The sequence below is a fragment of the Herbidospora sakaeratensis genome (assembly GCF_001570525.1).
Taxonomy (GTDB): domain Bacteria; phylum Actinomycetota; class Actinomycetes; order Streptosporangiales; family Streptosporangiaceae; genus Herbidospora; species Herbidospora sakaeratensis.
This window is the reverse complement of the sequence record NZ_BBXC01000008.1, coordinates 474,525-496,133: the sequence shown is the minus strand read 5'-3', so window position 1 is coordinate 496,133 and position 21,609 is coordinate 474,525. Positions and strand designations below refer to the sequence as shown.

Genomic DNA, 21,609 nt, shown 5'->3' with positions numbered 1-21,609 from the left:
TCGGCACCCTAGCGCGACACGGGGATGCGCAGGACGAACCGGGCGCCCTTCACGCTGTCCTCGATGGCGAGGGTGCCGCCGTGGCCCTCGCAGATCTGGCGGGCGATGGCGAGCCCGAGGCCGGTCCCGCCGGCGTCGCGGGAGCGGGCGGCGTCCAGGCGGGTGAAGCGCTGGAAGACGTGCTCCCACTTGTCGCGCGGCACCCCCGCGCCGTCGTCGATGACCTCCAGCACGCCGCAGAGGGCCTCCTCGTAGACCTTGACGATCACCACCGAGTTGGCGTGGCGTTCGGCGTTGTCGAGGAGGTTGGTCAGCACGCGGGCGAGCCGCAGCCGGTCGCCCATGATGATCACCCCGGGCTGGAGTTCCCGGATGACCCTGACCCGGCGTCTGCGCCGGTCGAGCTCGGTCGCGGCGAGCTGGCCGAGGTCGACGGGGTCCATCCGCCCCGGGGCGCCCGAGTCGAGACGGGCGATCTGGAGCAGGTCGTCCACCAGCGCCTGGAGGCGGTCGATGCTGCCGAGGATGGCCTCGCCGGTCTGCTCCCAGTCGGCCGTCTCGACGTCGAGGAGGGCCGACTCGACCTCGGCGCGCATGGCGGTCAGCGGGCTGCGCAGGTCGTGGGAGGCGTCGGAGGCGAACCGGCGCTGCTGCTCGACGGCCTCCTCCAGGCGGTCGAGGGTGGCGTTGGCGGTCTCGGCGAGGCGGCGGATCTCGTCGTGGTTCTTCGGCACCGGCACCCGGTGGTCGAGCTCGCTGCCGGTGATCGTGGCGAGCTCCTCGCTGATCGCGTCGACCGGCCGCAGCGCCTTGCCCACCAGCACGTACGTGCCGAAGGTGGTCACCGTGACGATGACCCCCGCGCCGAGGAACAGCAGCAGGTCGACGCGCGGGTCGACGTACCAGGGCACCACCGGGTCGGCGGCGTAGATCAGGTAGTCGCCGTCGGGGCTGTAGACGCGGATCGCGACGATCACCATGCACTGGTCGGGCCACAGGTCGGAGTCGCAGTGCACCATGTCCTGCCGCACGGTCGTGTCGGGCGGCTGGAAGAAGGCCATCCGGGGCTTGCCCTGGAGCAGCACGCTGGACGACTCCACCGACCCGTCGGGCCGGATCACCTGCAGCCCGGCGATGCCCTGGGCCGGCAGCACGTCCGGGATCTGGTCGTTCTTCAGCATGTGGATGGTCTTGAGGGTGACGCGGACGATCCGGTCGACGTTGTACTGGCTCGCCAGGCCCCGCAGGCCGATGAGGGCGGTCGCGAGCACGGCCAGGCACAGGAGCGTCATGACCAGACCGGCGACCAACGTCAACCGGCCCCGCATCGACCATCGGCGCCATCCGAACAACCTGTTCCCCCTGATGTCCCAGATGATCACAGAACGTCGGAAGGTGGCTACTCAAGGTGGTCAAGGCTGGGCAAACAGGTCGTCTGGCGCAATGCTCGACGTATGGACCCGAGCTTCTACCTGATCGCCCGGAGCGACCCCGGCCGCCTCGCGGTGATCGTCGACGGCGCGGAGGTCCGCGCCGGTGACCTGCTCGCCCTCGCCAACCAGGTCTCCCACGGCCTGCGCGACCAGGGCCTGCGGGCCGGGGACGTCGTCGCCGGCACGCTCCGCAACGGCCTGGACGCCCTCGTCATGCTGCTGGCCACCGGCCAGACCGGCCTCTACTACGTGCCGGTCAACTGGCACCTGACCGAGGCCGAGATCGGCTACATCGTCAGCGACAGCGACGCGAAACTGGTCGTCCGCGCCCCGGAGGACGTCGCCGCCCTGGCCCTGGGCAACCCGGTCACCGACCCGCCCGACCGGACGTACGGCCAGGTCATGTGGTACACCAGCGGCACCACGGGCTTTCCGAAGGGTGTGCAGCGGCCCCGGACGTCCAAGACCCCCGAAGAGGTCCTGCCGCTCTACCTGTGGTTCATCGACCAGGTCCTCGACCTGCGGCCGGGCGACGGCGTGCACCTGGTGACCTCGCCGATGTACCACTCGGCCCCCTGCGCCCACGCGCAGTTCGCCCTCCATCTGGGCCACACCGTCGTGATCGCGCCGAGGTTCGACCCCGAACCCGTGCTGGAACTGATCGAACGCCACCGCGTGACCGACACGATGATGGTCCCGACCATGTTCCACCGCATGCTCCGCCTCCCGGCCGAGACCAGGGAGAGCTTCGACGTCTCCTCGCTGCGCCAGGTCACCCACACCGCCGCCGCCTGCCCCGTCGCGGTGAAGCAGGCGATGATGGACTGGTTCGGCCCGGTCCTCTACGAGTACTACGGCTCGACCGAGTCGACCATCGCCTTCGCCGTGAAGCCCCACGAGTGGCTCGCCCACCCGGGCACCGTCGGCCGCCCGGTCCCCGGCATGGAGGCCCGCGTCCTCGACGAGAACGGCGCGGACGTCCCGCCGGGCACCCCCGGCATGATCTACGTGAAGTCGTCGCTGGGCACCTTCGAATACCGCAAGGACCCGGAGAAGACCGCGGCCTCCAAGCGCGGCGACTGGTACACGCCGGGGGACATCGGCTACCTCGACCCCGAGGGATACCTCTTCCTGCTCGACCGGCGCACCGACCTGATCGTGAGCGGCGGGGTGAACATCTACCCGGCCGAGATCGAGGCCGCCCTGCTGTCGCACCCGGGCGTGGTGGAGGCGGCGGTGATCGGGGTGCCCGACGAGGAGTGGGGGCACTCGGTGGTGGCGCTGGTCCAGACGGCGGAGAAGGTGTCGGAGGAGGAGCTCAGGGAGCATCTGGGGCCTCGGCTGGCGAGGTTCAAGCATCCCCGGGTGATCGAGTTCCGGGAGGAACTGCCCCGGACGCCGACCGGCAAGTTGTCGCGTACGAAGGTCAGGGAGAATTATCTAACGACAGATGTGGACTAAAGCCACATGATGGAATTCTCTCCGTGGACTATGACCTGGCGAGGCTTGGCCCGCGGGAGTTCGAACATCTGACGCAAGCTCTGTGTGTCGCCGCACTCGGGGAAAAGGTGCAGATCTACGGTGACGGCGCCGACGGCGGACGGGACGCTGCCGTTCAGGGGCGAATTCACTGGAATCCGGAGATCGACGAAGGTGCGACGGAGACCTGGCACGGTTACACCGTCGTACAGGCCAAATTCCGCCAGCGCCCGGCAGATCCGGCCGCCAACCTGAAATGGCTGCTCGGCGAGGTGCGCCGGGAGATGACCACATGGGCCAACAATCGCCGGGGTCATCCTCTTCCGGACTATCTTCTCATAGCGACCAATGTCACCCTTTCGCCGACTGCCGGAGGCGGCATTGACAGGGCGCATGACGAGATTTCGGCGGCTTTGAGGTCGTTCGGCATCAATCTGCGTGGATGGCGGATATGGCACTATGACACCTTCCGTGCGCTCCTGGATGCGCATCGGGATGTCCGGGTGCGTTATGGCGGCTTCTTGACCAGTGGTGACGTACTGGCACGCCTTCATCTGTGGCTTGACAGGAAGAACGACAAACTCGGCGAGTTGCTGACCGCGCACACGATCAAGGACATGATGGCCCAGCAGTACGTTCGGCTGGGCAAGGCGGGCGACAACAGTGACGACAAGCTCGCCCTGGACAGCATCGGCATCGACCTGCCCGCCGTCGCGGGAGGCCACAGCATTCGCGGGCGGGTCGGCCGTGAGGTGATGGCCGCCGAGTACATCCTCTTGCAGGGCAACCGTGTCGTCGACTTCACCGAGGACTCATCGCACATCCTGGTCTTCGGCGGCCCCGGTCAGGGGAAGTCGACCCTCACCCAGATGGTCTGCCAGGCCTACCGGGTCGCGCTGCTCAAGGATGCCGTGCTGGGTCCGGAACCGCGACGCCTGCGCAGCCGGTTGGCGGCGCATTTCGACGACCTGGGGTTGCCTACGCCGCGCAACCTGCGCTGGCCCATACGGGTGGTACTGAGTGACTACGGCGACCAGCTGGCCGCCAACCCGTCTCTCTCGCTGATGCGGTACATCATGCAACGGGTTCTGACGGCGGCCTCCTTCGACGTCTTCAAGGTGGGGCTGAACGACTGGCTGGGCGCCTGGCCGTGGCTGATCGTGCTCGATGGAATGGACGAGGTCGTCTCGCCGACGATCCGTGAGCGGGCGAGCGCGGGCGTGCGCGACTTCCTGATCGAGGCCGGTGTCGTGAAGGCCGACGTGCTGGTCGTGATCACCACGAGGCCGCAGGGGTACCTGGGCGAGTTCAGGAGCGCCGATTACCGGACGGTGCAACTATCCGATCTCGAACCCGACGAGGCGTTGTCCTATGCCCGCAAGCTCACGGCGCTGAGGCTCGGCGACGATCCGGATCTGGAACAGCAGGTGAACCACCGGCTCGCCGAATCGACGAAGGAGTCTGAGACTTCCCGGTTGATGCGCACTCCGCTCCAGGTCACGATCATGACGTTGCTCCTGGAGAGACGGCAGAGAGTGCCCGCCAACCGCTATCAGCTCTTCCACGCCTATTTCGACACGATCTACGCCAGGGAGCTGAACAAGCCGACCACCTTGGGACGGTTCCTCGAGGACTACCGGTCCGACGTCGAGGCCATCCACGAGTCGGTCGCGCTCGAACTCCAGCGGCAGGCGGAACGGGTCGTCGAGCACGAAGGGGCGCTGCCCTCGGCCGACGTACGCCGGCATGCCTTCGAGCGGCTGCGGAGCGAGGGGAACGACGAGGAGCAGGCCCTGAAACTCGCCAAGCTGGTGGAAGTGGCGGCGGTGCACCGGCTTGTCATGCTCGTTCCGTACGGGGACAACGGGGTCGGGTTCGAGATCCGCAGCCTCCGGGAGTATCTGGCGGCCCGAGCGCTCACCCGGGGTGAGGGCGCGCAGGTCCTGGCACACCTGCGCCCTCTCGTGCCGTCCGCGCACTGGCGCAACACCTGGTTGCTGGCGGCGGGCCGGCTCTTCACCGATCGTGAAGGACTGCGTGAGCAGGTCATCAGCCTGCTGCGGGAGTTCGACAACCGTGACCTGATGTCCTGGCTGATCCGGGCCGGTGCGGAGCTGGCGACCGAGTTGCTCGGCGATGATCTGGCGATCAAATCGCCGCAGTATCGGCGGCTGCTCGCCGATCACGCCCTGGACCGGCTCGTCGGTCTTCCGGACGGAAGCCTGCCCTATTTGGCGTCGGTGCTGTCGGGCCTGGCGGCGGAGGATCCGCTCGTCCGGCAGAAGACCAAGGAGAGGCTCGCGGGGCTGCTGACCGGGGAGGGCGGATCGCGGGCCTACGCGCTGCTGGTGCTCGCGCACATCTCGCAGCTGCCCTCGGTTCTCGGCGAGTGGGCGAGCCGGCTGTTGCGGGACGCCGACGTCGAGGGAGATCCCGGCCTCGCCTTCTTCAACGGCGCCAACCCCGCCGCCCTGCCGGAGGTCTCGGAAACCGGCCTGACTCTGCCGAACTATCTCGTGGAAGGCCTGCCCGAGCTGGCGACGGCGGAGCGTGACGCGGCGCTGCGCCTGTTCGCCGCGCTTCCCGTCGACCGGCTTCACCTGGCGCAGGCGAAGGGCTTGCGGCCCGCCGAGTTGCTCCTCGCCCGCACCGGCGCCACCACCGACTACAGCCTGCTGGAGGAGACGTTCGGCCGGCCGGCGGTCGCCGAGGCCTTCGCGATGATGGTCACCAACAGCCCGCCGGAGCACTGGCAGATCGCCGCCTACCTACGGGACATAGCCCGGACGTGGTCGGCCCGCCGGGTGACCGGACCGCCGGCTCACGACCGCAGCACGTAGCCTCCATCCCGGAACCCGATCACCGTCCACCCCCGCCGGACTCTGCCCCCGAACTCCTCTCGAACCGCCATCCGCCACCGCTTAGCCGTGGCCGGGTCGTCGCGCCGCAGCCCCTCGATGTCCTCCGGCAGTTGAACCAGCACGACGGACGAGGCGGTCTCCCGCACGGCCGGACCGTCGGGGTCGGCCGCCACCGCGACCTCCGCCGCCGCCTCCTCGGCCGCCCGGGGAGCCGTCAGCCGCCACACCGCCAGCACCCGGTCGGACTCGTCGCCGGCGTTCACCCCGTCGGCCATCTCGCCGTAGAAGTTCTCGTAGTACCGCTCCGGCCGCGCCCCCAGCTTCACCAGGTTGAAGTAGGCGTTGCGCCGGACCAGCGGATCGAACGTCCACGTGATCGTCGAGATGCCGCGTGCCAGCGCCCACGACCGCTGGTGCCGCTTGAGCGCCAGCCCCGCCCCGGGCGCGACCACCCCCGTCACGTGGGAGTGCAGCGACGCCTCACGCGGCGGGGCGCAGAAGCCCACCGACCCGCCCGCCAGCCGCCCGTCGACGAAGGCCCCCGCCACGTAGTTGCCCGCGTGGGAGAAGGCCCGCATCAGCTCCACGGTCACCGGCGGGTTCGTCGGCTCGGGCCGCCAGATCTCGTCGAACACCCCGTGGAGCGCCTCGAACTCGGCCAGGGTGGTCAGTTCCCGCACGATCACGCCAGCACCGACCGCACCAGTTCCGTCAGCAGCCGGGCCCGGACGGGCATGTGCTCCACCAGGACGTGTTCGCCGGGCGCGTGCGCCCCGCCGCCGAGGGCGCCCAAGCCGTCGAGGGTGGGGGTGCCGACCCCGGCGGTGAAGTTGCCGTCGGAGGCGCCGCCGACGGACACCCCGGTCAGCGGGGGCATGCCGAGCGCGGCGGCGATCTCCACGGCCCGCTCGAACAGGGCGGCCGAGGCGGTGCCGTCGAACGGCGGCCGGTTCGGGCCGCCCAGCAGTTCGAGGCGGGTGCCCGCCACGACCGGGGTGAGGGCCCGCATCAGCTCGTCGACCCGCTGCTGCGAGGCGACGTCGGGCACCCGCACGTCGATCGCCACCCGCCCGAGGGCGGGGATGGTGTTCGTGGACGTCCCGGCCGACATCAGCGTCGGCGTCACCGACAACGACCCCGGGCGGGACGAGGACGCCACGTTCCCGGCGATCCGGGTGATGGCGATGATCTGGTGCGCCAGCTCGATTCCGGCGTTGGCGCCCTTCTCCGGTTCGAGGCCGGCGTGGGCCGCCTGGCCGTGCACCAGGAGTTCGTACCGGGAGATGCCCTTGCGCGCCAGCTTCAACGCCCCGCCGTCGGCGCTGGCCTCCAGGACGAACGCGGCGGCCAGGCCCCGGGCGGCCTCCTCGATCAACGGTTGCGAGGTGGGGGAGCCGAGCTCCTCGTCGCCCACGACCAGCACCGACACCCCGTCGAGCGACGGCAGGCCCGACAGGGCGTGGAAGAGCTGCACCAGCCCGGCCTTCATGTCGAAGACGCCCGGCCCGCGCGCGACGCCGTCGCGGCAGCTCCACGGCATGTCGCGCAGGGTGCCGACCGGCCAGACGGTGTCGTGGTGGCCGAGCAGCAGCACCCGGGGCCGCCCGAACGTCCACCGCAGGTGGGACACCCCCCGGATGGTCACCCGCTCGGGGGCGGCGCCCAGCCGCCGGGCCCCGACCTCGGCGACCACTTCGGCGCTCTTCGCCACCGCCTCGTGGTCGGCCGAGAACGACTCGCAGCCGACCAGTTCCTCCAGGTCGTCGACCATCGCGTCGAGGTTCACCGGCGCACTCCCAGTTCGGCGCGGAACAGGCGCAGCACGTTCTCGCCCAGGATCAGCCGGATCTCCTCGGGGGAGAAGCCGTGTTTCTCCAGCGCCTCGGTGACCAGCGGCAGGCCGCGCGGGCCGTCGAGGTCGGGGATCACCGCGTCGACGTCGAGACCCGACGGCGCGGCCTCGCAGCAGGGCGGGGTGACGTCGCGCAGCACCTCGCGGATGAAGTCGGGGCCGAGCCCGACGTGCTCGATGCCGGCCACCGACGCGATGTGGGCGATGTGGTCGACCAGGTCGTCGACCGTGACCCTGCGCGGATGCTCGGTGAGGAACGCGGGCAGGAAGTTCACGCAGACCACGCCGCCGGTGGCGGCGACGCCCCGGAGCTGGTCGTCGGTCAGGTTGCGGTGGTGGTCGAGCAGGGCCCGCGCCGACGAGTGGGTCGCCATCACCGGCCGCCGGGCCAGCTCCAGCACGTGGGCGACGCCGGAGGCGCTCAGGTGGGAGACGTCGAAGACGATCCCCAGCTCCTCCATGGCCGCCAGCGCCTCGACGCCCGCCGCCGTCAGCCGCGAGCCGGTGGCGTCCTCTCCGCTGCCGTCGGCCAGGGGGGTGCGGCCCCAGTGGGCGATCGAGGCGACCCGCACGCCGAGCCGGTGGAGGGTCGGGATGAGCTCCACGCTGGAGTCGAGACCCGGCATGCTCTCCATGGCCAGCACCAGCGCGATCTTGCCGTCGGCCAGGGCGGCGTCGATCCCGGCGCCGTCGAGGCAGAGTCGCACCTCCTCGACCTCGGCGGCGATCACGTGGGCGGACTCGATCATGCGCAGGGTGTGCCGCAGCGCGCCCTCGGGGCGGTACCAGTCGTCGATGAACACCGGCAGCACCTGGAGGTCCACCCCGCCCTCGGCGAGCTGGGGCAGCCAGTTGTCGCGGAAGTACCGGGCCCACTGTTTCGGCGGGCGGGCGGCCACGGACATCAGGAGGTCGTTGTGGGTGTCGGCCACCACCGCGTCGAAGTGCAGCATGGCGGGGCTCCTTCCGGGGAGAGCGTCTACCGGACGTTACCGCCCCGCCCCGAACTTGTATGCCCCTGGCCTGGGACGCCGGGTGAGCCGGCCGTATTCGCGGGCGGTCCGCGGCCAGTTGGTGGTGATCCGCCCGCCCGGCGTCTTGTACCAGCTGTGGCACTCGCCGTTCCAGACCGTGGCCGCCAGGGCCCTGTTCAAAGCGCTCGTGTACGCCGACAGCGCCCCCTCCGTCACCTCCATCTGGCCCCTGCGGGCGATCAGGTCGAGGCAGCCCATGACGTAGCCGGCCTGCGCCTCCAGCATGTAGACGATCGAGTTGTGCCCGAGGTTGGTGTTGGGGCCGTACAGGAAGAAGAGGTTGGGGAAGCCGGGGGCGGCCAGGCCCAGGTAGGCCTCGGCGCCGTCCTTCCACTGCTCGTGCAGGTCGCGGCCGGCGGCGTTGGTGACGGCCATCGGCAGCAGGAACTCGGTGGAGCGGAAGCCGGTGGCGTACACGATCGTGTCGGCTCTTCTGAGCCCGGAGGGCGTCTCCACCCCTTCGGGGGCGATCCGGACGATCGGCTCGGTCACCAGGTCGACATTGGGCCTGGTCAGCGCGGGGTAGAAGAGGCTGTCGAAGACCACCCGCTTGCAGCCGGGCGGATACGCGGGGGTCAGCGCGCGGCGCAGCGCCGGGTCGGGCACCTGGCGGCGCAGGTGCGCCAGCGCCTTCTGCCGCACGAGGTCGCTGCTCCACCCGCCGACCAGCGCGGGCCAGAGCGTCTTCTCGACGTAGTCGAAGAACCATCGCCGGTACGCCCCATGCGCCCCCGGCACCCATCGGAACACCGCCCTGGTCAGCGGCGCGAACGCGGCGTCGGCCTTGGGCAGCACCCAGTTGGGGGTGCGCTGGTAGACGTCCACGTGCGCGGCGGTCTCGGCCACCGGCGGGATGAGCTGGGCCGCCGAGGAGCCCGTGCCGATGACGGCGACCCGCCGCCCCGCCAGGTCGCGGCCCGCCCAGCGGGCCGAGTGGAAGGCGTCGCCCGCGAACGTCTCGGCGCCCGCGATGGCGGGCACGTGGGGCCGGTTGAGCTGCCCGACGGCCGTGACCACCACGTCGAACCGCTCGACCGACTCTGGCGTGGTCACCAGCCAGCCCCGGCCGTCGTGGGCCAGCTCGGTCACCTCCGTGCCGAACCGGGGCCTGATCCCGTGCTTGGCCGCGATCATCTCCAGGTAGGCGAGGATCTCCGGCTGGCCCGGATAACGCCGCGACCAGTCGCAGTAGGGGTCGAACGAGTAGGAGTAGAGGTGGGAGGGGATGTCGCAGCCCGCCCCCGGATAGGTGTTGTCACGCCAGGTCCCGCCGACCCCGGCGCCCTTCTCGAAGACGACGTGGGGGATCCCCCTGCGAGCCAGTCTCACGGCCATGCACAGGCCGCCGAACCCGGCTCCGACGATGGCGACGCGCATGGAATCCACGCTAACCCGGGGGCCGGTAACCTCCCAGGGTGACTGAGACCACCCTGCAAACGGTCATTCGCACGCTGGAGTCGGCCTACGACCCCGCCACCGCGGAGTCGTGGGACGCCGTCGGCCTCGTCTGCGGCGACCCCGCCCAGCCGGTGGGGAAGGTGCTGTTCGCCGTCGACCCGGTGACCACCGTCGCCGAGGAGGCCCTCGACTGGGGCGCCGACCTGATCGTCACCCACCACCCCCTCTACCTCAAGGGCGTCACCTCGGTCGCCGCCACCACCGCCAAGGGCCGCATCGTCCACCGCCTGATCAGGGCGGGCGTCGGCCTCTACACCGCCCACACCAACGCCGACGTCGCCGACCCCGGCGTCTCCGACGCGCTGGCCCGCGCGGTCGGCCTGACCGGCTCGCTGCGCCCGCTGGTCCCGCTGCCCGACCGCCCCCGGCTGGGCCTCGGCCGGGTGGGCGAGCTGCCGGTGTCGATGACGCTGGCCAAGTTCGCCGCCCTGGCCGCCCACGGCCTGCCCCGCACGTCCGGCGGCCTGCGCGTCTCCGGCGACCCCGACCGCCTGGTGAAGACCGTCGCCGTCTCCGGCGGCGCGGGCGACTCCCTGCTCAGAGCGGCCAGGCGGGCCGCCGTCGACGTGTTCCTCACCGCCGACCTGCGCCACCACCCCGCCAGCGAGTACGCCGAGGACGACGGCCCCGCCCTGATCGACGCCGCCCACTGGGCGACCGAGTGGCCCTGGCTCACCGATGCCGCCGAACGGCTGACCACGGCCCTCGCGGCGACGGGCAATAATGTGGAGGCGCGCGTCTCCGAGAGGGTCACCGACGCCTGGACCACAACAGCACAGCGAGGATGAGGGATGAAAGCCGCACCGGACGCACAGAAGCGCCTCCTTGACCTGGCTGAGCAGGACGCAGCCCTCGACCGGCTCCGCCACCGCCGCCGCACCCTCCCCGAGCTGGCCGGCATCGACGACCTGAGCAAACGCCTCGCCCAGATCGCCACCCAGATCATCGCCGCCGAGACCGAGGCCGCCGACCTGGGCCGCGAGCAGTCGAAGGCCGAGTCCGACGTCGACGCCGTCCGCCAGCGGGCCGAGCGCGACCAGAAGCGCCTCGACTCCGGCGCCGTCTCCTCCCCGCGCGACCTGGCCGGCCTCCAGTCCGAGATCGCCTCCCTGCACCGCCGGCAGGGCGACCTCGAGGAGGTCGTCCTGGAGATCATGGAACGCCGCGAGACCGCCGACGCCCGCGTCGACGCCCTCCGCGCCGAACGCGAGACCATCACCGCCGACCTCGTCGGCGCCGAGAGCCGCCGCGACACCGCCTTCGCCGAGATCGACAAGGACGGCTCCGAGGTCACCGCCCGTCGCAAGACCATCGCCGGCGAGATCCCCGCCGACCTGCTCGCCCTCTACGAGAAGCTGCGCGAGTCGAGCGGCGTGGGCGCCGCCCTCCTCCACGGCGGCCGCTGCCTGGGCTGCCGCACGACCATGTCGATCGCCGACCTCAACGTCATCAAGGCCGCCAAGCCCGACGAGGTCGTGCGGTGTGAGGAGTGCCGCCGGATCCTGGTCCGCACCAACGAGTCGGGCCTGTGACGACCTACTCCATCGAGGCCGACGGCGGCTCCCGGGGCAACCCGGGCCCGGCGGGCTACGGCGCGGTCGTCTACGCCCCCGACGGCGAGGTCGTCGCCGAGGCGGCCGAGTCGATCGGCGTGACCACCAACAACGTGGCCGAATACCGCGGCCTGATCGCCGGCCTGACCGCCCTGTCGGGCCTCGGCCTCGACGGCGTCCCGGTCGAGGTCCGGATGGACTCGAAGCTGGTCATCGAGCAGATGGCCGGCCGCTGGAAAATCAAGAACGAGGGCCTCCGGCCCCTGGCCACCGAGGCTGCGGCGCTGGCCCGCCGCTTCCGCGTGACGTGGACGTGGATCCCCCGCGAGCGGAACACCCACGCCGACGCCCTGGCCAACGAAGCGATGGATGCGGCGGCACGTGGCGAAAAATGGACGAGTACGAGTACGCATACGACGACGCGGTTCGTCGAGCCGGATCCGGATCCGGCACGGCAAGACGAGGGTCAGGCTGCGGACGGGCCGCCGCCGGAGTCTGCTGAGACGACTGTTCGCACGACTGCTGAGACGTCTGTTCTGACGGGCAACGCGTGGACCGGCGCGACCCGCGTCGCCACCACGCTGATCCTGCTGCGCCACGGCCAGACCGCCCTCTCGGTCGAGAAACGTTTCTCCGGCCTGGGCGACCCCGCGCTCACCGAGCTGGGCGAGACGCAGGCCGAGAAGGCCGCCGTGCGCCTGGCCGGCGCGAAACTCGACGCCATCGTCTCCTCCCCGCTCGGCCGCGCCCGCCAGACGGCCGAGGCCGTGGCCAAGGCGACCGGCCTGCCCGTCCACGTCGACGACGACCTGCGCGAGACCGACTTCGGCGCGTGGGAGGGCCGCACCTTCGCCGAGATCAGAGACCGCTGGCCCCACGAGATGAACGCCTGGCTGGCCGACCCGGCGGTCGCCCCGCCCGGCGGCGAGAGCTTCCAGGCGGCCGGCCGCCGCGTGCGATGGGCGCGGGAACGTATCCTGGCCGGCCACCCCGGCGAGACCGTCCTGGTGGTCTCCCACGTGACCCCGATCAAGCTGCTGGTGAGATACGCCCTGAACGCGCCCCCCGAGGCGCTCTACAGAATGCATCTCGACCTGGCCTGCCTGTCGGCGATCGACTACTACAGCGACGGCCCGTCGGTGCTCCGCGTCTTCAACGACACGGCCCACCTGACGCTCCAGCGCTGACGTCGGAGGAGTCGAGCGGGAGCCGGACGTCGAGGATCAACCCGGTCATCGACGGCTTCTCGGCCCCCGCGCCCTCCAGGATCGCGAGCATGCGGGTGTTGGCGGCGTACACACTGGCGGTTATCACCCGCGCCCGCCGCGACGGCGCGAGCGCGACCGCACACCGCATCAGCACCCGCCCGAGCCCCCGCCCCTGCCACCGGTCCTCGACCAGCAGCGCCACCTCCGACTCCCCGGACCCGAGATCCATGAGGTTCGTCATCGCGACCACGCTCCCCGGCTCCCCGGCCAGGTGCGTGACCAGCGTGATCCCGCGCTCGGGATTGGTGAACATCCGGATGACGGCGTCGCTCAACCGCGGCACCGGCCCGAAGTAACGGGACCGCAGCGACTCGGGCGAACACCTCTCGTGCATCTCCCGCACGCCCTGGGCATCGTCGGCCGTCATCGGCCGCGTGACCAGATCGACCCCGTCGATCCGCAGCCGAGGGTGGGCCCTGACCGGAATCGGGCGCGGCCCTCTCGGTGGCCGGTTCGTGGCGTTCATCGTCGACTACCCCCCAGTGGATTGCGTGGACACCTGTGTAGCCGCAACCGCGACCACGTTCTGTGACATTGGACGCGCAGCCGCTTGCCTTACGGTTGGGGTGCACTTGAGAATCGGGCCACTTGACGGTGGGCCACTTCGTGTTCTGCCAGGTCTTCTGCCTGTCCGCCGGTGGGCCACTTGGAGTGGGCCACATGGGGGAGCCGATAGGGTTGGAGGTACGGCGGACGAGCCGGCCGGACGGCCGCGTCGGGACCCTTCACGGGGTTCCGCCGAGGAAGGTCCGGGCTCCACAGGGCAGGGTGGTCGGTAACGCCGACCCGGGGTGACCCGCGGGACAGTGCCACAGAGAACAGACCGCCTCTCCCTCACGGGGGAGGTAAGGGTGAAACGGTGGTGTAAGAGACCACCAGCGCTCCCGGTGACGGGGGCGGCTCGGTAAACCCCACCCGGAGCAAGGTCAAGAAGGGAACCTCCGGGTTCCCGCGCGCGCCGCTTGAGGACTGCCCGTCCGATGGTGCGCGGGTAGACCGCTTGAGACCACGAGCAATCGTGGCCCTAGATGGATGGCCGTCGGTCAGCGATGACCACAGAACCCGGCCTATAGGCCGACTCGTCCGCCTTACGACTCTCTGATCTGTACGGGCGTGCGCTCCCTCTTGGGGTGGGACGTTTCCCGCTCTCTGTGCGCGATGGCAGCCGGCCTCGCCATCACCGTCGCACCTGAGATCGCCCCTCAGCTCTCATGTAGCCGGTCGGTGACGCCTCCCTTGCCGCACACGACGTCGGCTCACCTGGTCGATGTGACATCACAGCCTCTGTGCACACCCGTTGTGCTGACGACCGGCCTTCCGGTGGTGATTTCGGAGGCTGTTCCATGGCGCGGAGCCAGGAACGTCACCCAGCACCCTGAGACCCCCGTTCCGTCTTATATGTGGTGAGAGTTCGCCTCCATCCCGCAGTGTCCCCGACTCGCACTGTCCCCGCCCCGGCCCTCCGCAGTGTCATAGACGCAGGAGGTGCTGAACATGGCTCGCCGAACGAAGACGAGGCCCCACGACGGCGAAGTGGCACGCCGCGACTGGGACGCCGACAAACGCCGCGCTGCCGCCCATCTCGACCAGGTCGAGCCGGCGTGGGTGATCTCCTACGGGACCGGAAGCCGGCGGTTCTTCGCCATGGCCGCCTGGCCCGTGTCCAAGCCGCTGATCGTCGAGTCGACCGTGCTGGACGAGCTCCGCCACCTGATGAGGCAGGCGGAGTTGGTGGAGGCGGCGACGTCTCCCCGGCACACCTGAGCACCTGCCACCCCACAGACGACCGGCCGGGGATTCCCGGCGCACACCCCGGCCGGTTCCGGCAGACAACCGGCCGGGGGCGCCACCCGGAGAGCCCCCGGCCGGTCCACTACCTCCGGGACAACTTCTCGATGAGCACCGCGGACAGTTCCTGCCGGTGCAGGCGGCACGCGGTCGTCTCGGTGCTCGTCAGGGAACCGTTCTCGAAGAACTTGTTCGACGTGTACGCCCCGCCGCAGAGGTCGAAGAACAGGCATTCGTCCGCGCACGCCTGGATTCCGGCGTCCACCGCCTGCACGATCCGCCGGAGATTCGCATCGTCCTGGACGTCGTCGAGTTCGTCGACGTCCAGGATGTTGCCGATGCTGAAGTCGCCGTATTCCGGGCTTTTGGCCCCGGCGAACTCCGGGCTGAACGTCGAGATGGTGCCGTCCTTCTGGATGGTGATGATCCCGAGCGGCTGGGTCTCCAGTGGGCGGCGTTGATATCCGGGGTCGGAGAACTTGTGCCGGATGATCCACGAGAGGTCGCCGAACTCGCGAACCGACAGTCGCCCGGCCTCGGCCCGCCACAGGTCGTAGATCCGGTCCATGAACCTGCGGTATTCCCCGGCCACCTCGCCGCCTCTTTCCGTCAGCGACGAGCTGGTGTTGCCGTTCTCGACCTCCTCCACGTTGAAGCCGACGCTGGTGAACCCGTTGCCGAGGAAGAAGGCGAATATCTCGTCGGGGTGCCGCAGGCTCTCGCGCGTGAGCACGCAGATCGCGCCCAGCGGAATGCCGTGGCCGGTGAGCAGTTCGTAGCCGCGCATGACCTTCTCGTGGGACCGGCCGCCGCTCCAGTTGCGCCTGCTCCGGTCGTGGATCGCCGCGGGACCGTCGACGCTGAGGCCGACCGAGAAACCGTGCTCCTGCAGGAAGGCGCACCAGTCCCTCGTCACCAGGGTTCCGTTGGTCTGGAGGGATTGGCGCACCTCGATGCCGCGATGATTGTGCGTGGCGACCGACCGCATCGCGTCCACGTAGAACTGTCGGCCCGCCATCAGCGGCTCGCCGGCGTGCCAGAGGAATTCGACGCGGCCCCGAACGAGGTCGCTGCGCAGCGTTTTCCGGATGGCGTGGTCGAGCACCTCCGGGCTCATGAGGGTCCGGTCCCGCCGGTTCGGGACGTAGCAGTAGGTGCAGTTCAGATTGCACGACGAGGTCGGCTGCATGATCACTTGGCGAAGCATCTGCGCGTCCGTCAGGCCTGATCCCTGGCGATCGTGAATTCGACCGACACCAGTTGTTGCTCGGGGCCCAGGGTGGTGATCTGCTTGAGCATCCTCTCCGCCGGGAGGAATCTGAGCCTGTCGGGGGCGCCGTCGGTGAAGCCGTCGCCGAATTGGTCGGAGAACGAGTCCGAGAAGGAGTCGTAGAACGAGTCGGTGAAGGAATCCCTGAACGACTCGGCCACGGTGATCACACGGAATCGAAGGGCGTCGAGATTTCGCGGATCGATGGATCTCAGTTTCTCCAGCAGTTCCTGTCGCCGTGCCGGATTGATCGGTTGGCTCATCAAGACCTCTCTCGCGTGATGGGGTGCCTCGCGTAGATCCGGTTTAACACCGTCGCCGGCAGCGGAAATGAGTAGCCCCATGCTCAAACGGGCGCTCTGGCACCGAGGGCCGCCGGGTGATCCTCCAGCGGGTACGTCGCCTCGACCGGCGCCCTCAGCACCCCCTGCTCGACCAGTCCGGCCAGTTCGGCGTACACCCGCTCGATTGAGGATGAAGAAGGCACGCCGGACGATGCCGCGGTAGATCAGGTCGCCCAGCGGGACGGCGGGCACCTGACCGGTGACGGCCGCGAAGGTGACGACGGTGCCGCCGTCCTCCAGAGCTCGCAATAGCGCCGCCGTATGCGCGGGGTCGGCGGTGCCGTCGAACGCCAGCCGCGACCGCTCGCCTCCCAGGGCGGCCGAGATGCGGTCGCCCAGGTCGTCCCCGGCGACGATGACGGGTGTCCGGTTCGCCGGTGGTGGGCGGCGTCGTCCGCGCCGTGGCGGAACTCGCCGCCGACGGACTGTTCACACGCCTTCTACGACACCACGCGGGGGCACTCCTACGAGATGTGCGGAAACCGGGCCGCCTACCGTGCCCGGACGCGACGCTCGGGGCCGCCCTCCAGACGCGCGGATGGGGGCTGGCTGAAAGGATTACACCCGCCCAGCAGCTCCGGCAGCTCGTCCTCCGTGACGGCGACGTGGACAGTCCCGGCGCCCGGCGTCCACCCCCCGTCGAGCGCCCGCCGGATGACCGATGCCACCAGCACCGGCCGTACCGCCATGGCCCTCTCGCCGAGCCAGTTGTCCGGCCGGGGAGAAGGCAGCGTCACCTTCAGGACGCCCCCCGGCCGCTCCGCGTGCTCCACCGAGAACGCCAGCGGACCCCAGCAGAGCCCTTCGCAGTACGTCGGCTTGTGCCGAACCCGCCACCGGTAGACCGTCCCGCCCACGGTGATGAGCCGGGAGCCCTTCCTCGGCATGGCCATGAGGGCCAACCTAACTCTCCACCCCCGTCTCCACCCATCGAAGGTCCGACTCCACCCCACCCCCTCAATACCGTCCACACCATGACCAAACGCCCAAACCGGTCAGCCATCTGGCTCGACCTGCTGCATCGGCTTCTGGACGCCAACGGGGGAAAGATGAACGGCAAGCTCCTGCTCGCGATCGTGGTGGTCGCTGTCCTGGTGGTGGTCGGCTTCGTCGCCTTCCGCCTTATCTTGGTGGACATGATTCTGACCCTGAAGGACGCCGGCTAAGCCGATGTCCGAGGTGCGCGCACGGGTCCTGCGCCTGCTGGCGGCCGACGACCCGGAGACGGGCCGCCTGGTCAGGCTGCTGATGACGCTGGTGCTGGCCTGGTCGCTGGCGACCGCCTCGCCCGATCGTGCTCCCGTGTTCGTCTGGTCGGCCCTCGGGGTGTCGATGGCCTGCTGGCTGGCCTTCGTCCTGCTCGACGCCCGCCGCCCGGGAACGGCCGCGGTCCTGCTCGGCCTCGCGTCGGGCGCGGCCGCGGCCGTCTCGGGGTCGGCCGAGGCGGCGCCGACGATCTTCCTGTTCGCGACGCTGCTGCTGTTCGCGGCGCACGGCACGCCGTCGATGGCGGCGATCGTCGTGGTCACCGCCGCGGATCTTGGGCTGATGGCCGCGAGCATGCTCTGGTGGACGCAACCACGGTCGGCGATCGTGGTCAGCGGGGCCGTCATGACGTGCGCGGTGCTGTTCGCCCTGCACCGCCGCCACTACCGCCGGGCGCAGCACGACCGGATGCGGGCGATGGCCCTCGACGAACGGGCCCGCATCGCCCGGGAGCTCCACGACGTGCTCGCGCACTCCCTCGGGGCCCTCGGGGTGCAGCTGGAGGTCGCCGAGGCGCTGCTCACCGAGAAGGGCGACGTCGACGGCGCGGCCGCGCGGATCCGCCGATCCAGGGCGCTGGCCAGGGAGGGGCTGCTGGAGGCGCGGTCGGCGGTGGCGGCGCTGCGGGAGGACGTGCCGCCGCTGCCCGAGGCGCTGGGCCTGCTCGTCGCCGAGCATCGCCGCGACCACGACGTCGCGGCCGAACTCAGCACGAAGGGCGCCCGCCGCCCGATCACCCCGGCGGCGGAGGTGTGCCTGCTGCGGACCGCGCGGGAGGCGCTGACCAACGCGGCCCGGCACGCCGCGAACACGCCCGTGACGGTCGAGCTCGCCTACGGCGACGACGCGGTCCGGCTGGTGGTGCGCAATCCCTGCTCCGGCGTTCCCCGCGCCGCCGGGCACGGGCTGCGCGGCATGGGGGAGCGGCTCGCCCTGGCCGGCGGGACGCTGACCGCCGGAGCGGCGCACGGAGCCTGGGTGGTGCGCGCGGAGGTGCCCGAGTGAAGGTCGTGGTCGTCGACGACCAGCAGGTCATGCGCGAGGGGCTGGTCGCGCTGCTCGGGCTGGTCGACGGGGTCGAGGTCGTCGGCGACGCCGGCAACGGGGAGGACGCCCTGCGCCTGGTGGCCGAGGCGCGTCCCGACGTCGTGCTGATGGATCTGCGCATGCCCGTCATGGACGGCGTCGAGGCCACCCGGCGCATCGCCCGGCGGTATCCCGGCACGGCGGTCGTGGTGCTGACCACCTACGACGACGACCAGTCGGTCGACTCGGCGCTGCTCGCCGGGGCACGCGGCTACCTGACCAAGGACGCCGGGCGGGCCGAGATCGCCGCCGCGCTCCGGTCGGCCGCCGCCGGGCAGTCGACGTTCACGGCCGCGGTGTCGCGGCGGCTGGTCGAGGCGCTGGTCAGGGCCGCGCCGCCGCCGAGCGCGACCCTGCCCGACGGGCTGACCGCGCGGGAGGCCGAGGTGCTGCGGCTGGTGGCGCGGGGGCTCAGCAACACCGAGATCGGGGCGGCCCTGTTCATCGCCGAGACGACCGTCAAGACGCACATCAACAACGCCTTCGCCAAGATCGGTGTCCGCAACCGGACGGAGGCCGCCGTCTACGCGCGTGAGAATCTGGGCTGAGGGTCCCGAACCGCACGTCCGCCGAATCCGTCTCTTGGGTTGGGAGCCCGGAACGGGAGGCGTCATGCGCAGGTTCCTCGTGCTCCTGGCCGCCGTGGTCGCCGTCGCCGCCTGCACCCCCGACCCGGCCGCGCCGCCGAAGGCGCCGGGCCCGAAGGTCGCCGACCTCTGGCGCGACTTCCCGGTCACCTCGGCGCTCGACCGCCCGCTCATCGTGCTCGACCCGCTGCCGCTCGCCGACGAGGCGGCCCGGGGCCGGATGCCCGCCTCCTCGGCCGCGTTGTCGTCGGCCGCGCCGCCGTCGAGGCAGCTCACCGTTCAGGGCCTGTCGCGGTACGTCACCCTCACCAGCGCCCGCGACGCGCTCGCCGCCATCCGTTCCCAGACCCCGCACGCCGACCGGCCGGAGGCCCACGTGACCGGCACGGCGCTGACCGTCTCCCCGTTCAGCACCGACCGGGGCCCGGTCGACCTGCCGGCCTGGGAGTTCCGCCTGGCCGAGGGCGGCACGGTGCGCTGGCCGGCCCTCACGGCGAGCCATTTCTGGCGGCTGGGCTCGATCGTGCCGTCCACATTGGTCAGCGACCTGTCGGTCGACGGCCGGACGGTGTCGGCGACCTTCACCGTCAGCGGGGGCATGCCCTGCCCCGGGACGACGGAGCCGCGCATCGTGCCGACGGTCGTCGAGCATCCGTCGTTCGTCTCGATCGGGCTCAAGGTGTCGGGCGCCGAGACGGGCGGCTGCGACCAGCGGGTGGCCGCGCCGCTCACCAAGGCGACGCTCACCCTGAAGGAACCCCTCGGCAACCGGGTCGTGGTCGACTTCGCGGGCCGGGTGGTGCCGGGTTACTGACCGGTCAGCACGAACGGCAGGCCCGCCCGGATCTCCCCGTTCACCATGATCTCCAGGTGGCGGTCTCCGACCGGCTCGCTGCGCGTGGTGACCGGGCGGAACGAGTGGGCCTTGGTCAGCGTGAACGTCTGCCCGGCGGTCGTCGCGACCCGTTCGCCCAGGTGGAAGACGCGCCGCGAACGTTCCCTGGTGACGGCGTAGCGCAGCACGAGCGGGCCGGGGGCGTCGGCCCGGACGGTGACCGTGAACCGCAGGTGCCCGCCGATCTCGACGGTCGCCGACTCGGCGGTCAGGGCGTCGACCGAGCCGCCGCCCGGAGTGGCCCCGACCAGGGTCAGCGCCCGCGGATGGCCGGCCCGCAGCAGCCCCCGCAGGGCGTGGCGGAGCACGGCCCGGGTGTGCTCGCCCGGTTCGGCCCGCCAGCGGTCGAGCACGTCGAGCGCCAGGTCGGGATGGTCTTTGGTGAGGTCGTTGACGTGGTTGGCGACCGACCGGCGCACGTATTCGCTCGGGTCGTCGCGCAGCGCGTCGAGGATCGGCACGGTCGGGCCGCCCATCAGCCACGGCACCCGCGACCCCCACGGGAGCCGGGGACGGCTGCCCTCCGACGCCAGCCGCCGCAGATGCTCGTCATCCGCCTCGGCCCAGCCGCGCATGACCGCGAGGGCCTCCTCCCCGTGCCGGGACAGGAAGGGGCGGACGGCGAACTCGCCGGTCGCGTAGGGGGTCAGCGCGCCCAGTGTCGTCATCGCGTCGGCCAGGTGGCCGAGCCCGGCCAGCGCGACCCATTCGGTCGCGGGCCAGCCGCTCCACAGGTCGAGCCGCACCCGCGTGGCGGCCGCCCGGAGCAGCGCGGCGGCCTCGGGGAAGTCGGCCGGCATCGCGGGGGCGAGGGCGGCGGCGACGGAACGTACCCGATCCTTGAGTTCGAGACCGTCGAGGCCCGACAGGGCGGCGGCGACGAAGCGGTCGCGGGGGAAGGCGGGGGAGCAGGCGGCCAGGCCGTCGGCGAGCACGGTCACCGAGGCGGCGTTGATCTGGTCTTTCAGCGGTTCAGCCATAACCCGCCCATGCTGCCAGCCGCCACCGACAAAGTCGTCAGTCGAGCAGCGCGCAACCGTCGAACGACAGGCAGCCGCATCCGGCGCACCGGGTGAACCGGTCGCGTATACGTTCCAGCCGGTCGATGCGCGAGTCGAGGTGGGCGCGCCAGCAGTGCGAGGCGCGTTCCCAGAACTCGCGGGTGGGCGCCCCGTCGGACGGCAGCAGGGCCAGCACCTCCCCGACCTGCGAGAGCGGGATGCCGAGGTGGTGGGCGGCGCGGATGAACGCCACCCGCCGGAGGGTGGCGCGCACGTAGCGCCGCTGGTTGCCGGCGGTCCGGCGGCTGTGGATGAGGCCCTGGCTCTCGTAGAAGCGCAGCGCCGAGTGGGGCACGCCGCTGCGGTCGGCCAGTTCGCCGATCGTGATCTCCGGGGACATGCCCCGCACCCTAGCTTGACCTCAAGCCCGGTTG

Annotated in this window: 21 protein-coding genes and 1 other RNA gene; 11 read left to right on the top strand and 11 right to left on the bottom strand. The window is 70.9% G+C overall.

The features are described 5' to 3' along the window. Positions 1–8: 8 nt before the first annotated feature. Positions 9–1,292 carry a sensor histidine kinase gene (locus AW271_RS08080; protein WP_245652983.1) on the bottom strand — a complete coding sequence of 428 codons (1,284 nt, stop codon included), beginning with the start codon at positions 1,290–1,292 and terminating at the stop codon, positions 9–11. 162 nt (positions 1,293–1,454) lie between these two features. On the opposite strand from AW271_RS08080, the gene AW271_RS08075 reads away from it, so the two are divergent. Further along, the gene (locus AW271_RS08075; RefSeq protein WP_062334273.1) at positions 1,455–2,894 is read left to right on the top strand and encodes an AMP-binding protein; all 1,440 of its coding nucleotides are present in this window, start codon (positions 1,455–1,457) and stop codon (positions 2,892–2,894) included. A 23-nt stretch (positions 2,895–2,917) separates the two neighbouring features. Continuing rightward, entirely contained in the window at positions 2,918–5,752 is a 2,835-nt protein-coding gene (locus AW271_RS08065; RefSeq protein ID WP_157553963.1) for a hypothetical protein, read from the top strand. Here the strand turns inward: AW271_RS08065 and AW271_RS08060 are convergent. The 4 genes from AW271_RS08060 to AW271_RS08045 are packed head-to-tail and all read right to left on the bottom strand — an operon-like array spanning position 5,734 to position 10,036. Further along, a complete protein-coding gene (locus AW271_RS08060; protein WP_062334264.1) occupies positions 5,734–6,459 on the bottom strand; it encodes a hypothetical protein in 726 nt (241 codons plus the stop codon). The two genes, AW271_RS08065 and AW271_RS08060, sit on opposite strands and share 19 nt — an antisense overlap. Further along, a complete protein-coding gene (locus AW271_RS08055; protein ID WP_218007996.1) occupies positions 6,456–7,559 on the bottom strand; it encodes a M20/M25/M40 family metallo-hydrolase in 1,104 nt (367 codons plus the stop codon). Before AW271_RS08055 ends, AW271_RS08060 begins: the two co-directional genes overlap by 4 nt. After that, positions 7,556–8,578: a dipeptidase gene (locus AW271_RS08050; RefSeq protein ID WP_062334258.1), complete on the bottom strand. Its 1,023-nt coding sequence runs from the start codon at positions 8,576–8,578 to the stop codon at positions 7,556–7,558. Before AW271_RS08050 ends, AW271_RS08055 begins: the two co-directional genes overlap by 4 nt. A gap of 36 nt (positions 8,579–8,614) precedes the next feature. Next, positions 8,615–10,036: a flavin-containing monooxygenase gene (locus tag AW271_RS08045; protein WP_062334255.1), complete on the bottom strand. Its 1,422-nt coding sequence runs from the start codon at positions 10,034–10,036 to the stop codon at positions 8,615–8,617. A gap of 38 nt (positions 10,037–10,074) precedes the next feature. Between AW271_RS08045 and AW271_RS08040 the strand changes: the two genes are divergently transcribed. From AW271_RS08040 to AW271_RS08030, 3 genes are read left to right on the top strand one after another with little or no spacing between them, the layout of a single operon-like run. Then, positions 10,075–10,905, top strand: a complete 831-nt coding sequence (locus AW271_RS08040; RefSeq protein WP_174553076.1) for a Nif3-like dinuclear metal center hexameric protein — start codon at positions 10,075–10,077, stop codon at positions 10,903–10,905. A 3-nt stretch (positions 10,906–10,908) separates the two neighbouring features. Further along, positions 10,909–11,649 (top strand): zinc ribbon domain-containing protein, encoded by a 741-nt coding sequence (locus AW271_RS08035; protein WP_062334253.1) that lies wholly within the window; start codon positions 10,909–10,911, stop codon positions 11,647–11,649. Beyond that, positions 11,646–12,857, top strand: coding sequence for a bifunctional RNase H/acid phosphatase (locus AW271_RS08030; protein ID WP_062334250.1), 1,212 nt, complete (start codon positions 11,646–11,648; stop codon positions 12,855–12,857). Before AW271_RS08035 ends, AW271_RS08030 begins: the two co-directional genes overlap by 4 nt. On the opposite strand, the gene AW271_RS08025 is transcribed toward AW271_RS08030, so the two are convergent. Next, complete coding sequence (locus AW271_RS08025; RefSeq protein ID WP_083976288.1) at positions 12,823–13,404, bottom strand: GNAT family N-acetyltransferase; 582 nt, start codon at positions 13,402–13,404, stop codon at positions 12,823–12,825. The genes AW271_RS08030 and AW271_RS08025 overlap by 35 nt on opposite strands. Before the next feature lie 228 nt (positions 13,405–13,632). Between AW271_RS08025 and rnpB the strand changes: the two genes are divergently transcribed. Both rnpB and AW271_RS08015 read left to right on the top strand, forming a co-directional pair. After that, positions 13,633–14,024: RNase P RNA component class A (gene rnpB / locus AW271_RS08020), an RNA gene on the top strand. Between the two features lie 408 nt (positions 14,025–14,432). Beyond that, on the top strand, positions 14,433–14,702 hold the full coding sequence (locus tag AW271_RS08015; RefSeq protein ID WP_157553962.1) for a hypothetical protein: 270 nt from the start codon (positions 14,433–14,435) through the stop codon (positions 14,700–14,702). A gap of 109 nt (positions 14,703–14,811) precedes the next feature. On the opposite strand, the gene grrM is transcribed toward AW271_RS08015, so the two are convergent. The 3 genes from grrM to AW271_RS08000 all read right to left on the bottom strand — a co-directional run bounded on the left by grrM (position 14,812) and on the right by AW271_RS08000 (position 17,233). Continuing rightward, positions 14,812–15,933, bottom strand: a complete 1,122-nt coding sequence (gene grrM / locus AW271_RS08010; protein WP_063817907.1) for a cyclophane-forming radical SAM/SPASM peptide maturase GrrM/OscB — start codon at positions 15,931–15,933, stop codon at positions 14,812–14,814. A gap of 11 nt (positions 15,934–15,944) precedes the next feature. Next, the gene (locus tag AW271_RS08005) at positions 15,945–16,259 is read right to left on the bottom strand and encodes a hypothetical protein (RefSeq protein ID WP_157553961.1); all 315 of its coding nucleotides are present in this window, start codon (positions 16,257–16,259) and stop codon (positions 15,945–15,947) included. Between the two features lie 572 nt (positions 16,260–16,831). Beyond that, entirely contained in the window at positions 16,832–17,233 is a 402-nt protein-coding gene (locus tag AW271_RS08000) for a hypothetical protein (protein ID WP_063817906.1), read from the bottom strand. 81 nt (positions 17,234–17,314) lie between these two features. Between AW271_RS08000 and AW271_RS07995 the strand changes: the two genes are divergently transcribed. The 4 genes from AW271_RS07995 (at position 17,315) to AW271_RS07980 (ending at position 20,093) form a co-directional block, all read left to right on the top strand. Then, a complete protein-coding gene (locus AW271_RS07995) occupies positions 17,315–17,506 on the top strand; it encodes a hypothetical protein (RefSeq protein WP_062334235.1) in 192 nt (63 codons plus the stop codon). Positions 17,507–17,510: 4 nt separating this feature from the next. Beyond that, the gene (locus tag AW271_RS07990; protein ID WP_062334232.1) at positions 17,511–18,611 is read left to right on the top strand and encodes a sensor histidine kinase; all 1,101 of its coding nucleotides are present in this window, start codon (positions 17,511–17,513) and stop codon (positions 18,609–18,611) included. After that, positions 18,608–19,240 carry a response regulator gene (locus AW271_RS07985; protein WP_245652982.1) on the top strand — a complete coding sequence of 211 codons (633 nt, stop codon included), beginning with the start codon at positions 18,608–18,610 and terminating at the stop codon, positions 19,238–19,240. The genes AW271_RS07990 and AW271_RS07985 overlap by 4 nt, the downstream gene beginning before the upstream one ends. A 64-nt stretch (positions 19,241–19,304) precedes the next feature. Continuing rightward, a complete protein-coding gene (locus tag AW271_RS07980; RefSeq protein ID WP_062334229.1) occupies positions 19,305–20,093 on the top strand; it encodes a hypothetical protein in 789 nt (262 codons plus the stop codon). Here AW271_RS07980 and AW271_RS07975 read toward each other — a convergent pair. Together AW271_RS07975 and soxR are read right to left on the bottom strand one after the other, a co-directional pair. Next, positions 20,087–21,154, bottom strand: a complete 1,068-nt coding sequence (locus AW271_RS07975) for a YhaZ family DNA alkylation repair protein (protein WP_062334227.1) — start codon at positions 21,152–21,154, stop codon at positions 20,087–20,089. The two genes, AW271_RS07980 and AW271_RS07975, sit on opposite strands and share 7 nt — an antisense overlap. A 37-nt stretch (positions 21,155–21,191) precedes the next feature. After that, the gene (gene soxR, locus AW271_RS07970; protein ID WP_062334224.1) at positions 21,192–21,575 is read right to left on the bottom strand and encodes a redox-sensitive transcriptional activator SoxR; all 384 of its coding nucleotides are present in this window, start codon (positions 21,573–21,575) and stop codon (positions 21,192–21,194) included. Between the last annotated feature and the right edge of the window lie 34 nt (positions 21,576–21,609).

Bases quoted from the DNA above. Each gene is read 5' to 3' on its own strand.
- AW271_RS08080 (WP_245652983.1), bottom strand. From the start codon at position 1,292: ATGACGCTCCTGTGCCTGGCCGTGCTCGCGACCGCCCTCATCGGCCTG.
- AW271_RS08075 (WP_062334273.1), top strand. From the start codon at position 1,455: ATGGACCCGAGCTTCTACCTGATCGCCCGGAGCGACCCCGGCCGCCTC.
- AW271_RS08050 (WP_062334258.1), bottom strand. From the start codon at position 8,578: ATGCTGCACTTCGACGCGGTGGTGGCCGACACCCACAACGACCTCCTG.
- AW271_RS08045 (WP_062334255.1), bottom strand. From the start codon at position 10,036: ATGCGCGTCGCCATCGTCGGAGCCGGGTTCGGCGGCCTGTGCATGGCC.
- AW271_RS08035 (WP_062334253.1), top strand. From the start codon at position 10,909: ATGAAAGCCGCACCGGACGCACAGAAGCGCCTCCTTGACCTGGCTGAG.
- AW271_RS08025 (WP_083976288.1), bottom strand. From the start codon at position 13,404: ATGAACGCCACGAACCGGCCACCGAGAGGGCCGCGCCCGATTCCGGTC.
- AW271_RS08015 (WP_157553962.1), top strand. From the start codon at position 14,433: ATGGCTCGCCGAACGAAGACGAGGCCCCACGACGGCGAAGTGGCACGC.
- grrM (WP_063817907.1), bottom strand. From the start codon at position 15,933: ATGCTTCGCCAAGTGATCATGCAGCCGACCTCGTCGTGCAATCTGAAC.
- AW271_RS08005 (WP_157553961.1), bottom strand. From the start codon at position 16,259: ATGAGCCAACCGATCAATCCGGCACGGCGACAGGAACTGCTGGAGAAA.
- AW271_RS08000 (WP_063817906.1), bottom strand. From the start codon at position 17,233: ATGGCCATGCCGAGGAAGGGCTCCCGGCTCATCACCGTGGGCGGGACG.
- AW271_RS07995 (WP_062334235.1), top strand. From the start codon at position 17,315: ATGACCAAACGCCCAAACCGGTCAGCCATCTGGCTCGACCTGCTGCAT.
- AW271_RS07990 (WP_062334232.1), top strand. From the start codon at position 17,511: ATGTCCGAGGTGCGCGCACGGGTCCTGCGCCTGCTGGCGGCCGACGAC.
- AW271_RS07980 (WP_062334229.1), top strand. From the start codon at position 19,305: ATGCGCAGGTTCCTCGTGCTCCTGGCCGCCGTGGTCGCCGTCGCCGCC.
- AW271_RS07975 (WP_062334227.1), bottom strand. From the start codon at position 21,154: ATGGCTGAACCGCTGAAAGACCAGATCAACGCCGCCTCGGTGACCGTG.
- soxR (WP_062334224.1), bottom strand. From the start codon at position 21,575: ATGTCCCCGGAGATCACGATCGGCGAACTGGCCGACCGCAGCGGCGTG.